The 12270-nt window shown below is 30.7% G+C and carries 10 protein-coding genes and 1 other annotated feature; of the genes, 6 read left to right on the top strand and 4 right to left on the bottom strand.

Annotation, left to right across the window (positions count from 1 at the left end; all coding sequences use genetic code 11):
- Positions 1 to 89 precede the first annotated feature (89 nt).
- From ACSVC9_RS08025 to ACSVC9_RS08015, 3 genes are read left to right on the top strand one after another with little or no spacing between them, the layout of a single operon-like run.
- Positions 90 to 983, top strand: a complete 894-nt coding sequence (locus ACSVC9_RS08025; protein WP_446896974.1) for a deoxyribonuclease IV — start codon at positions 90 to 92, stop codon at positions 981 to 983.
- 15 nt (positions 984 to 998) lie between these two features.
- Entirely contained in the window at positions 999 to 2456 is a 1458-nt protein-coding gene (locus ACSVC9_RS08020) for a cell wall-binding repeat-containing protein (protein ID WP_446896973.1), read from the top strand.
- Positions 2457 to 2468: 12 nt separating this feature from the next.
- Positions 2469 to 5204: an N-6 DNA methylase gene (locus ACSVC9_RS08015; protein ID WP_446896972.1), complete on the top strand. Its 2736-nt coding sequence runs from the start codon at positions 2469 to 2471 to the stop codon at positions 5202 to 5204.
- Positions 5205 to 5308: 104 nt separating this feature from the next.
- Here the strand turns inward: ACSVC9_RS08015 and ACSVC9_RS08010 are convergent, their stop codons facing one another.
- Together ACSVC9_RS08010 and ACSVC9_RS08005 are read right to left on the bottom strand one after the other, a co-directional pair.
- On the bottom strand, positions 5309 to 6094 hold the full coding sequence (locus ACSVC9_RS08010; RefSeq protein ID WP_446896971.1) for a hypothetical protein: 786 nt from the start codon (positions 6092 to 6094) through the stop codon (positions 5309 to 5311).
- Positions 6095 to 6176: 82 nt separating this feature from the next.
- A complete protein-coding gene (locus ACSVC9_RS08005) occupies positions 6177 to 7028 on the bottom strand; it encodes a hypothetical protein (protein ID WP_446896970.1) in 852 nt (283 codons plus the stop codon).
- Between the two features lie 247 nt (positions 7029 to 7275).
- Positions 7276 to 7475: a binding site (T-box leader), on the top strand.
- Positions 7476 to 7527: 52 nt separating this feature from the next.
- On the opposite strand from ACSVC9_RS08005, the gene ACSVC9_RS08000 reads away from it, so the two are divergent.
- Both ACSVC9_RS08000 and ACSVC9_RS07995 read left to right on the top strand, forming a co-directional pair.
- Complete coding sequence (locus tag ACSVC9_RS08000) at positions 7528 to 8907, top strand: FAD-binding oxidoreductase (protein WP_446896969.1); 1380 nt, start codon at positions 7528 to 7530, stop codon at positions 8905 to 8907.
- 196 nt (positions 8908 to 9103) lie between these two features.
- The gene (locus ACSVC9_RS07995) at positions 9104 to 9301 is read left to right on the top strand and encodes a cold-shock protein (RefSeq protein WP_446896968.1); all 198 of its coding nucleotides are present in this window, start codon (positions 9104 to 9106) and stop codon (positions 9299 to 9301) included.
- A 220-nt stretch (positions 9302 to 9521) separates the two neighbouring features.
- Here the strand turns inward: ACSVC9_RS07995 and ACSVC9_RS07990 are convergent, their stop codons facing one another.
- Together ACSVC9_RS07990 and ACSVC9_RS07985 are read right to left on the bottom strand one after the other, a co-directional pair.
- Positions 9522 to 9653, bottom strand: coding sequence for a hypothetical protein (locus tag ACSVC9_RS07990; RefSeq protein WP_446896967.1), 132 nt, complete (start codon positions 9651 to 9653; stop codon positions 9522 to 9524).
- 331 nt (positions 9654 to 9984) lie between these two features.
- Positions 9985 to 10320, bottom strand: a complete 336-nt coding sequence (locus ACSVC9_RS07985) for a helix-turn-helix domain-containing protein (protein ID WP_446896966.1) — start codon at positions 10318 to 10320, stop codon at positions 9985 to 9987.
- A gap of 261 nt (positions 10321 to 10581) precedes the next feature.
- Here ACSVC9_RS07985 and ACSVC9_RS07980 point away from each other — a divergent pair, with 261 nt between their 5' ends.
- Entirely contained in the window at positions 10582 to 12252 is a 1671-nt protein-coding gene (locus tag ACSVC9_RS07980; protein WP_446899827.1) for a bifunctional diguanylate cyclase/phosphodiesterase, read from the top strand.
- The last annotated feature ends 18 nt before the right edge of the window (positions 12253 to 12270 follow it).

The raw sequence follows: 12270 nt of genomic DNA, 5'->3' as shown, positions 1-12270 counted from the left end.
TATTATGATGAAAAAATGAAAGCCAGAGAGGATATTATATCCATCTGGCCTTATTATTTGGTATAATTAAAATACAGGGAGGTGATTTTTTGAAAATAGGCTCACATGTTTCAATGAATGGAAAAAAGATGCTTCTGGGATCTGTTGAAGAAGCTGTTTCATATGGTGCAGATACATTTATGGTATATACGGGGGCGCCGCAGAATACTTTTAGGAAACCTCTGGAGCAGCTTAGAATTGATGAGGCAATAAAGAAGATGGATGCTCATGGAATTTCAGAAATAGTGGTGCATGCACCTTATATAATAAATATTGGAAACAGCTTAAATTCGGGTACGTTTGAACTTGGAATCAATTCTTTAAAAGATGAAATAAATAGAACTGCTGCAATGAAAAAGGCAAAGAATATAGTGCTTCATCCAGGCGCTCATGTCGGAGCGGGAATTGATACTGGTATAAAACAAATTGTAAAAGGACTCAATGAAGTCATTACAAAGGATCAAAAAGTGAATATAGCTCTGGAAACCATGGCTGGGAAAGGGTCTGAATGTGGAAGAAGTTTTGATGAAATTGCAAGGATAATAGATGGAGTAAAATATAATGAAAAGCTTTCTATATGTCTTGATACCTGTCATATAAATGATGCTGGATATGATGTTGCAAATGATTTTGATGAAGTATTAAATGAATTTGACAAGATAATTGGAATTGACAGGCTGAAGGTAATTCACCTCAATGACAGTAAAAATCCACGTGGATCTAGAAAAGACAGACATGAGATGATTGGCTTTGGGAGTATAGGATTTGATACACTGTGCTATATCGCCAATCATGCAGATTTGAAAAGTGTACCAAAGATATTGGAAACACCATATCTTTCAAATGATAAAGGAATTAAGAAACCTCCGTATAAATATGAAATTGATATGCTCAAGGCTGGAACATTCAATGGAAATATAAAGAATGACATATTCAAAAAGTAAGTGGAGGTAATAACAATGAAAAAGATTATAACTGTAATTACACTGGTATATTTGATTGTAGGAGTTTCAGGATCGGTATATGCTGAGGGAGATTATTCTGTAAGCAGGATATATGGAAAAGACAGATATGAAACTTCGGAAAATATAGCATATCAATTCAGCAGTGAAAAACTGGAGAATGTAATTGTAGCCAGTGGAAATGATTTCCCTGATGCATTGTCAGGCTCCCTGTTGTCAAAAAAACTTAAGGCACCTATCCTTCTTGTTGGAAAGGATACAGCCTCAAAGGAAAGTGTCATGAGTTTTATAAAGGAGAGACTTAGCCTGGATGGCACTGTATATATATTGGGAGGGGAAGCTTTAGTAGATAAAAATTTTTATGACAGCTTAAAGGCTGTTGGGTATAAAAATGTAAGAAGATTAGGTGGAATTGACAGATTTGGAACAAATTCAATGATTGTGGATTCTATGAATGTGGAGAAAGGGACACCGTTGATTCTTGTCAATGGATTGAATTTCCCAGATGCTTTGAGCGTGTCAAGTATTGCAGCTTCAAAGTCATATCAAGTTATTATGTGCAGTTCTGAAAAATTGTATGGAACAACTAAGGATATATTAAAGAGAATACTTCCAAGCAAAATATATGTTGTAGGAGGAATGGGTGCTATAAGTAATGGACTGATTGATGAACTGAAGGCGACTCTGCCTGATTTGACAGATGATGGAATAATAAGAATAGGGGGAGAAAACAGATATGCCACGTCCTTAAACTTGTGCAGGTATTTTAATTTGGATTCCGATACTTCGATTATTGCAGGCGGCAATAATTTTGCCGATGCACTGTCAGGAAGTGTATTGGCCGCTAAAATGAATTCTCCTATAATATTAACGGATGGGAAGGATATATCCGAACAGAGACAATATCTTGATGGTTCAAATTATAAGAAGTTGATTTTACTTGGTGGGACTGGTGCCATAAGTGAAGAAATTGAAAGTGATTTAAAGAGCAGATTTTATATTTCTGACGGGAGTGCTAAAGCATTGTTGACAGATGGAGAAAATGCCATGAAGGATTTGCTCAATATTGAAGTGGATGGCAATTCATATATCGATATTTCCGGTATAAGCTATGCACCTTTAAAAGACAATATTGAGGGGAATTCCATTTACAATTACTTAAATTCAAATTATGAGCTTGATAAATATTATACTGACAGCTATATAAATAATTTTATAAACTTTGAATTCAAGAATATAAATGGAAAGACATACATGAGATATGGTAATCCTGAACCGGCAGTGGTGCTTGATAATTGCAGTATTGTAGATAAAAAATACGATGGTAATGAAGCATATATTACTATCAGAGGTTACAATTATATTCCTGAGGATACTGTAAATATAGATGCCGTATTAATTTTTAATGGTGATAGATGGCTTATAGACAAATTTAATAACTGGGGTATAGAATAAAGGCTGAGGAGAATGAAAAAAATAAATCTGATTTTAGAATTAAGGGAGATCCATAAAATATTATTTGAATTCTATAGAAAAACATCTGATTGTAAGTATGGTAATGATTTTTGTGATAGGGCCGCTTATTCTCTGCTGAATAAAATATTATTTGTACGGATATGTGAGGATAAGGGCTTTATGAAAAATATGGAAGTCAATACAGTCATCAATTCTACACTGGCGGAATTGATTGAAGTTGCTTTTAACTGTAAGGAAGGGTACTTCGGCAATATAATTTTATATAGTGAAGAAGAGTATGAATTTCTCAATCCCGTATATGGAGATCCATGTTTTGATTATTTCAATGATATTTGTAATGATATTATGGGAAGGTTGAATTCAGACAGATTTAACTTTAAAAATACAGATGAAAATATTCTTGGAGATGTTTATCAGGAGTTCATGGATAAAAATTCCCGCAAAGCTGCAGGACAGTTTTATACACCTGGGTTTATTATAGAGTATATGCTGAAGAAGACAGTTGGTGAAGCAGATGTTCTGGAAAATCCTTTTGTAAGTTTAGCTGATATTTCCTGTGGTTCAGGACATTTTTTAATTAGGGCCTATGACATTCTGAAAAAAAAATTTTTAGACAATCTTGAAAATTTAAGAGAAAGGTATGGTAAAAAAATTTATGTTATCAGGGGAAATAGATCGGAAAAACGACTACAGGGAAGTCAATACTGGGTAGAGAAAAATGTCCATTATCATATATTGAAATATTGTATTTATGGTGCTGATATAGATAGTTTTGCAGTACAATTGACAAGGATAAATCTGCTTTTGAAGGATTCTGACAACTTTACGGATGAACTAAATATAGTTCAGTGTGACAGTCTCGTAAGGTGGGAAACGGTAAAAAAGCGAATTTTGCCGTTGTTTGATTTCTGGAATACCAGGTTTGATTATGTAGTTGGAAATCCTCCTTATGTGGGGCATAAGCAACTGGATATAAAATATAAGAAATGGTTATTGAACAATTATGGAGAAGTCTTTAAAGACAAGTCAGATTTATCCTTTTGCTTTTTTTGCAGGATAAGAGAAGTTTTGAATATAAAAGGAAAAGCTGCCGTAATCACATCGAGATACTTTATGGAAAGTCCTACTGGAAAAAATTTAAGACAGTATTTGAAAAATAAGAGCATTATTTTTGAGATAGTAGATTTTTATGGAGCAGAAATTTTTGAGGGAGCGGGAGTTGCAGCTTCCATATATATTTTTGGAAATGATAGAAGTAAAAATAGCAAAGAGAATAAAATACAGGTAAATAAATTGCTGAAAGATACTTTTGTATTTGATGATCAGGCTGACCTTGAAAATACGATGAAAACTGATCTATTTGAAAGTTTTCATATAAGTCAGCACATTCTGGGGGATGAACGATGGATTTTAATACCGGAAAATCAATATGACATATATAGAAAGATTATAGATGGTACAAGTTACAGACTTAGAGATATTGCTGATAGTTTTCAGGGAGTGATAACGGGATGCGATAGAGCATTTGTAGTATCCAATGAAGATATTGCCAGGAATAAAATTGAAGAAGAATTGATAAAAAAGTGGATAAAAAACAGCAATATAAAAAAATATAGAGTATTGAACAGTGATTTGAATCTAATTTACTCAGATTTGATAGAGAATGAACAAGATTATAGTAACAGTCTGAAATTTATCGAAAATTATGTTCATAAATTAAAAAATAGGAGGGAATGTAGAAAAGGAGTTAGAAAATGGTACCAGCTTCAATGGGGAAGAGATCATAGACTATTTGAACAGAAGAAAATTGTCTTTTCATATAAGGGAAAAAACAATAAATTTGCTCTGGATTCAGACAATTCGTATTGTAGTGCAGATGTGTATTCATTGGTACTTAAGAATGAATTTAAAAATAAAGCTTCACTTGAGTATTTAACTGGAGTCCTGAATTCAAGCATATATGAATTCTATTTTAAGCTGTTTGCAAAAAAAATGGGTAAAGGTATATATGACTACTATCCAAATTCAGTTATGGATTTAAGAGTGACATTGAACTCTAACATAGAGAAGTCGGTAAGTGAAAAAGTAGAACAAATATTGAAAAATTTCTCTTTTATGAAAGATGTAAATATTGATGAAATATTGAAAGAGGATAATTTAGCAACAGGGTACTTCAAGATAAAATTTAATAATATAAGACTAAAAAAAAGAATTTACTTTTTGGAAAAAGAAATTGACAAAGTACTTGGAGACTTTTTTTGCCTAAATGACGAAGATTTTGATACAATAAAGAAAGTACTTGATTTACCGGAATCGGAAGGCGAAGTATTTTTGTCGGAACAGGAGAGTATCTATTACAAGTATATTCATATGAATGGAGGATATAGAAAAGCGGATTTGGGAGAGCTGATGAACATATTACTTATATATATAAGACAAAAATCCATTAAAATTTTGAAGGAAAATAAAAGGCCTATTTCACTTTGGGACATAAAAGAAAGATTTGAAGAAGAATTATTTGGATTTGAAAAGATAATTGATGTATTTAAAATTACTGATATTAAAACATCATCAGAGGAAGTTATAAAAAAATCTCTGAATAATGATTCATATACATGGAATGCCTATATGAAAGACAAAGAAAAGCATAAGATCAGAAAGACTTTTGTGAAATATAATAATTATTATTATGGCCTGTCAGAATGGGAGATAACAGATGCCAGATAATATTGACATATTGTAAATAAAAAGGAACATAGTACTATTGATTGCGGTAATTCAATAGAAATTTTAAGCCTAGAGGCAGTTCTCTAGGCTTGTCTTTATACTAACTATTTTATAATTTTTATATTTTCCATGATGCAGTCTACATTATCAGGAAGATTTAGATGACCGCTTTCATCCAATTTATATGTCTTGCCGTCGATTATGAATTTTGAATTAGTTGAGAAAGCCAGTTCTTCATCTTCGAGCCAGTTTTCTTTTTTAAAAGCTGCTGTCTGTGCTTTAATCTGGTACTCCGGGTATATAATTCCTCCGTCTGTCATGTAAAATCTATTTGATTTGCTTCCGGCTTTAATTTCAAGCCATCCTGGTTTGATACCGACCTTATCAAGAGTGTCTTTGATTTCAGCATCGCTGAAACCGTTGAAACATACCGTAAAAGCTGTTTTGTCTTTTGCAAGTCCTGAAAGAATCCTGGACACTTTATTTATTTCTCCATAATCTGTCGGAGGCAAAGTAAAATTTTCATCAAGTCCAAGATCTTGATAGGGCATGTAAATATCACCATTGCTGTGAACTTGGTATATAGCTGTTGTACCGGCACTTGTTTGTAATTTATAAAATGAACCTGTACTTAAATCCAATATATTGTTATTTGCATATAGTTCTTTTATATTTTTACCTTGTATTTCAGTAAGAGATGCCAGATGCTTTTGATTCTGAATAAGTTGTTTTCCGGATTCAATAGATATACTGTCACTAAATGGATATTTAGAATTTAAATCTTTTTTAACTGAACTATTTATGGACTGTATTAATTTCGATTGTTGTGTTCTAAGGTTGAAATTGCTATATATGTTGTTGGTAAATAAAGAATATATATAATTATTCAAATTCAATATTAAGCAGCTTCTTTCATATCATATTCAAAAAAGGTGTGTAGTTTTAAATATGATTTTTATATTTTAAATAAATTTAGTGTGGCAATACAGGATAAACATAGTGAAATGTAATTTCAGGGAGTAACTTATAAGTTCCAGTATATTTAGATACATTTCCATCCAGCTTGAATGTCCAAACATTTTTTAAAAGTTTATTGTTTAAAACGGGAACATCAGTAGTGAATGTATAATCTGGTGTAAGAATCCAGGAAGAATCACCAGCTATTTTTATGCTTCGTTCTTCATCAGTTGCATGATTAGTTCTTGTGCCACCTAAAGCTAGATTATATACTATTGCATCATCTGGTATAGAAGACACATTTGTGAGATCATAAGAAGCCTGTGCAGAATTTATAGTAGGTGTTAAGGTGAGAGCACTTGCTGCATTGTAAGTATAATTGTCTACAGAATAATCAGGTCCCCCTATATAGAATCTATAGTCTCCTCCAATTAAATCAGAATGTACTTTAATATAGTAGTATCCTGCTGTCGGTATATTTATACGATATGGAGTGGGGCCAAAATATGATGGATCCTGTACATGATTAACATTTGTAATATGATTAAGGTTTTGATCATATATATCAAAATATCCAACATTACTGAGTTTTGAACTATTGATGCCTAATATTGTCTTAGAATCAGCAGGTAGATAAACCTTGTACCAATCTTCGTCAGTACTATCAGAAAGACTTCCTATGGCAACATACTGACCTTGATAATTTCCGTTAACAATCTCTGCAGGATTTTCATTATTCCTTTGTATAAGTTGAGCCTGATTGTATGAATTATTAGGTTCTATCTCATTTGCAGAAGCAGCAAAGGACGTTGTAGCAAATAAAGCAACAAAACACAGACTTAATACGGCAATATAAAATTTTTTCATATAATATATTCCTCAATTTAAAAAATTTGTATACTACACACCTTTTATATTGTTATCGGATAAATTTTACATATCATAACATATTATTTAAAATTTATATATTTTGTATTTACATATAAAATTTTATAGCTCTGCACTTAATATGCTCAAAAAAATAAAATATTACTTTTCATGTGTTTGCTCTAAATTTTTTTGTTAATGCTATATTGACATATTGTTAAAATTATAGTAACCTTTTTTACAAAAGATAAATGCTGTGACGGGAATAAGTAGGTATATTTTTGATTGAAAAGAGAATGGGAAATGTGGTGAGAGCCCATATTATATATTGAAATTCATCCTTGAGCTGTAAGCTGAAGTAACAGTAGGCAGATCCGGTTAAAACCGTTATGCAAAATTAAGTAAATAATTGGGTGGTACCGCGACAGACCATGTTTCGCCCCGGCAGGCATGGTCTGCTTTTTTATATTTATTTGGAATTGAAAAGGAGAGATATTAGTTGGAAAATGAAGTTATAGAAAAATTAAAAGATATTTCAGGAAATGACTGGGTAATAAGTAGCTTATCACAGATGCAGAGTTATCTTTATGATGAGACTGAACCACTTATACGTCCGCAGGCGGCGGAAGGATGTGTGGTAGTAAAACCAGGTTCAACTGAAGAAATATCTAAGATATTGAAATATGCAAATAGTAAATTAATGCCGGTAATTGCAAGAGGTGGTGGTACGGGAGTTGTAGGTGCTTCCATACCAACCAGGCAGAGTATAATATTGTCTCTGGAGAGATTGAACAAACTTGTAGAACTTGATGAAAAAAATTTAATGATTTCCATCGAAGCAGGTGCTACTTTAGCAGATTTGCTTGAAATATTGAATAGACAGAGCAAGCTGTTTTTCCCGATACATCCTGGAGATGAAGGGGCACAGATCGGAGGCATGGTTGTAACAAATGCGGGAGGATCGGGAGCTGTAAAACATGGCATTATGAGAAATCATGTCAAAGCCCTGGAAGTAGTTCTTCCTACAGGAGAAATAGTTACTTTTGGAGGAAAACTTCTTAAAAATAATATGGGATATGATCTGCTTAATATGATAATTGGAAGTGAAGGAACTTTAGGTATTGTTACAAAAGTAACATTAAGGTTGTATGCCAAAAGTAAATATACTGGTACTTTGATAGTATCCTTTGATGGTAGAAGAGATGCTGCAGATGTAGTTCCTGAAATACTTCAGGAGGGAATTACACCGAGAGCAATTGAGTATATGGATAGATTTGTGACGGAAAAATCTGCTGAAGATCTGGGGACCACATGGCAATTGAAAAATGGATCTGTAGATCTTATGTTCATAATTGATGCAAGTGATGAAGATGAGCTTTATGACAATAGTGAAAAAATTGTTGAAATATGTGAAAAACATAATGCACTTGACAGCGTAATAGCAGAAACTTCTAAAGAACAGAGAAATATTTTGGAAATAAGAAGTAATGTATATAATCCATTTAAAGACAAAGTATCAGATGGATTAGACATGGCGGTTCCACCTTCATCTATGCCAGATTTTTTGGATGACATTACAAAGCTTGCTGAAAAATATAATACTATTATTCCTTCTGTGGGACATATAGCAGATGGAAATATCCATAATTTCATTTTAAGTGACAATGGAAGAGTACCTTCCTATTATGAACAACTTAAAGAAGAAATGTATAAAACTGCAATAAAATATGGCGGAACTATAACTGCGGAACATGGGACTGGAAAGACAAAGAAAAAACATATGTACCTCCAGTTTTCCAGTAGGGAAATGGAAATTATGAAAGCGGTCAAGCATGCATTTGATCCTAATGGAATACTTAATCCAGATACAATAATTTAATTGAATTTTGCTGTAAATAGCTTGATTTGCATGGGAAAGTATGTTATTATACATACGTAACTTAAATGAACCGTAAATAATTTTAGCACGGATATATTTCAATTAGTATTTATTATAGATATATTAATTTCGAAATTTTATTGGTGTATTATTACAGAGAGTTTAAGAAAAATAAAATTTCGGAGGTATGTATTAAATGAGTGGTACAGTAAAATGGTTTAATGGAGAAAAAGGATATGGATTTATTACAGGAGAAGATGGAAAAGATGTTTTTGCACACTTTTCACAGATAAATGTAGATGGATATAAAACACTTGAAGAAGGTCAGAAAGTTTCATATGATGTAGTTCAGGGACAAAAAGGACCTCAAGCTGAAAATATCACTATTCTTTAATTAAATATTGAATTTACAGTAGTACATTATAATCCTTTAGGCAGTGTTCTTTTGCTTCCTGAAGGATTTTTTATGTACAATAAAAATTAATATATAGTAATTTAAGATGAAAAAATGAGACTAGAAATGTTGTCGCAGAAATGATAATTTATATAAATCAGAAAAAAGCCTTTATACATCTATTCTATTTTGTAAAAATAGAATAGCCTGTAATAAAGGCTTAATTCAAATGCTTTTTATCTTTTCTATGTGATGGAGAAGTTTTTTCTCGAACACCAAAAGATTCAGATAAGCATTCCTCAATAACATCAGGAGTTATTAAAACAGATTTTTTACTATCGAATTTATTCAAGTATTTCACCTTCTTTCATATAACAATTTTATTATATACTTATGTTATAAATTTGTCAATCAAAAGCATGTTAAAATATAAAAATATTTCATTTTTATATTTTAAAAGAGATAATATATTAAATTTTCTCATAATTATGTTCCAAAGCTAATATGATAACATATTAAAATGACAAAATTGGCAGAATAATATGTGAGAATTACACTGAATCTGTATAATTTACGGGAGAATTGAAATTAGTATATTTATTTAATATATTATTATTAAAATTCAGTTAATTTTGTTAATTAATTTAAATAAGGTTTTTAGCTGCCAATTTTAAAGTGGCAAACTAGCTGTCATCTTGTTCTTCAATTAATACATCTAGGAATTTGGAGATGAGCTTGATGTTCTTGTCATTGCATTTATCCAGTTTCCTAGCAATTTCATCCTTTATGTATTCTCTTGACATATATATTGAATCTAACAGCACTAAATCAGGGGTTACTTTCAAACTGTTACATATTTTCAGAAGTGTCTCAATACTTGGAATAGACCTGTTTCTTTCAATATTACTTATATAGTTATTTGAGAGACCAGTCATTTCTGCCAATTGTTCTTGAGTAATATTGCTATTCTTGCGGATTGATTTAATTCTTTTACCTAATTTTTCATAATTTGTTTTCATATGCATCACCCAATCTGACTTTAATAATTTTTGTTGGAATATATAACAAATTAGAAGTGTATAATACACTTGTAATTGTAAAAATAATTGTATATACTTAAAATATATATAATAAAATGTAAAAAGAGGAAAAATTGCGACGATATATAAAATAGTAAAAATGCGTTCTATATTTATAAAATATGTTATATAATATATTTTATGTTTTTAAAATTTACTTTTAAGAACCTTGTTTTGTAAAGGGAGGTGATTTATTTGGATATGAAGAAAAAATATGAATTTGTTATAGATAATCTTAATGAAATAATTGTGGAATGGAATGTGGAGGAAAATAAATTTTATTTTTCCAATGGATGGAAAAATATTACAGGATATAATACCTCCGATAAAAATAATTTTTTTGAAGAATTGGACAAGGTTATTCTTCTTGAGGATATAGATATACTCGATAATACTTTGATGGAATATTTTGAGCAAAATTTAAATTTTTTTAGCTGCCAATATAGAATAAGAAGCAAGAATGGAAAAATAAAATGGATTCTGCATAAAGGTAAAAAAATTAGCAATGGCAAAAAATATAATATAATAATAAACTATATGTCAGATATTACATATAAGAAAGTATATGAAGATGAAATAAGATATCTTGCTTATTATGATGTTACCACAAATTTACCAAATAAGCTTTTTTTAATAATGAAGCTAAATGAATATTTTTGTAAGTCCAGGTTATATAGTAATTTTAACATGGCTTTAATTGTCATTGATATTGATAAATTTAAAATAATAAATAATATATATGGCAGTGAGTTAAGCGATAATTTGTTAAAAAAGGTTGCAGATACTTTAAAAAAGAGATTGAAAAAGAATGATATACTTTCAAGTTTGGATAGAGACAAATTTGCTATTTTAAGTACTAATTTTAAAGATATGGATGAAATAGAATCTAGGGCTAAAGAATTTTTAAACATATTCGATAGAATAATAGAAATTGATAATAAAAAAATATATATAACTGTATGTATAGGAATATCTGTTTATTCTGATAGTATAAAAAATGCCAGCGAAATGTTAAAGATGTCAGATATTGCACTTTTCAATTCAAAAAAAATAGGTAAAAATAGCTATTCAATTTATAATGAGGTTATGAATGATAATCTTATGGACAAAGTAAAAATTGAGATTGAATTAAAAGAAGCAATATCAGAAAAAAAATTCACGTTATATTATCAACCACAGATTGATACGAATATTATGCAAATTTATGGAGTAGAAGCTTTGCTGAGGTGGAATCATCCAAAGCGGGGAACAACATCACCAGCATATTTTATAGATATTGCTGAACAGAATGGAATGATAAATGATATCGGGAAATTTGTCTTGAATAGGGCTTGTAGTGAAATGAAAAAGTTGGAGGATATGGGATATGGAAATATCCGTATGTCAATAAATATATCAGAAAGTCAGCTGGAAGATAGCTCTTTTTTTAAATTTGTAGAGCATGTATTGAGTGAGACAGGAGTTAAACCAGAGTATCTTTGTTTTGAAATAACCGAGAGGATACTCATAAATCCGACAAAAAAGATATTAAATATGCTTTTTGCGTTTAAAAACATGGGTATAAAAATATTTGTGGATGACTTTGGAATAAAGTATTCTTCATTGAATTATTTGACGTGTATTCCGATGGATGGAATCAAAATAGACAAATCATTTATCGACAAAATAGAAAATTCCGGTAGAGATATCATAATTCTTAAGAATATTGTCAATCTTGCACTTGAGTTGAATCTTGAGATTATAGCGGAAGGGGTTGAAACTGAGAGACAGTTAAATTTTTTAAAACAGATCAACTGCAATAAAATACAGGGATTTATATTCAGCAGGCCGGTTTCCTTTGATAGGTTAATTGAGAAATTAATGAATAAATAATTTAAAACTATTAAGTGG

Source organism: Clostridium sp. LBM24168 (genome assembly GCF_052953915.1).
The sequence above is the reverse complement of the archived record's forward strand: the minus strand, read 5'-3'. Positions and strand labels throughout refer to the sequence as shown.

Coding starts and splice junctions, on each gene's coding strand:
- ACSVC9_RS08020 (WP_446896973.1), top strand. CDS start 999: ATGAAAAAGATTATAACTGTAATTACACTGGTATATTTGATTGTAGGA.
- ACSVC9_RS08015 (WP_446896972.1), top strand. CDS start 2,469: ATGAAAAAAATAAATCTGATTTTAGAATTAAGGGAGATCCATAAAATA.
- ACSVC9_RS08005 (WP_446896970.1), bottom strand. CDS start 7,028: ATGAAAAAATTTTATATTGCCGTATTAAGTCTGTGTTTTGTTGCTTTA.
- ACSVC9_RS07995 (WP_446896968.1), top strand. CDS start 9,104: ATGAGTGGTACAGTAAAATGGTTTAATGGAGAAAAAGGATATGGATTT.
- ACSVC9_RS07985 (WP_446896966.1), bottom strand. CDS start 10,320: ATGAAAACAAATTATGAAAAATTAGGTAAAAGAATTAAATCAATCCGC.
- ACSVC9_RS07980 (WP_446899827.1), top strand. CDS start 10,582: ATGAAGAAAAAATATGAATTTGTTATAGATAATCTTAATGAAATAATT.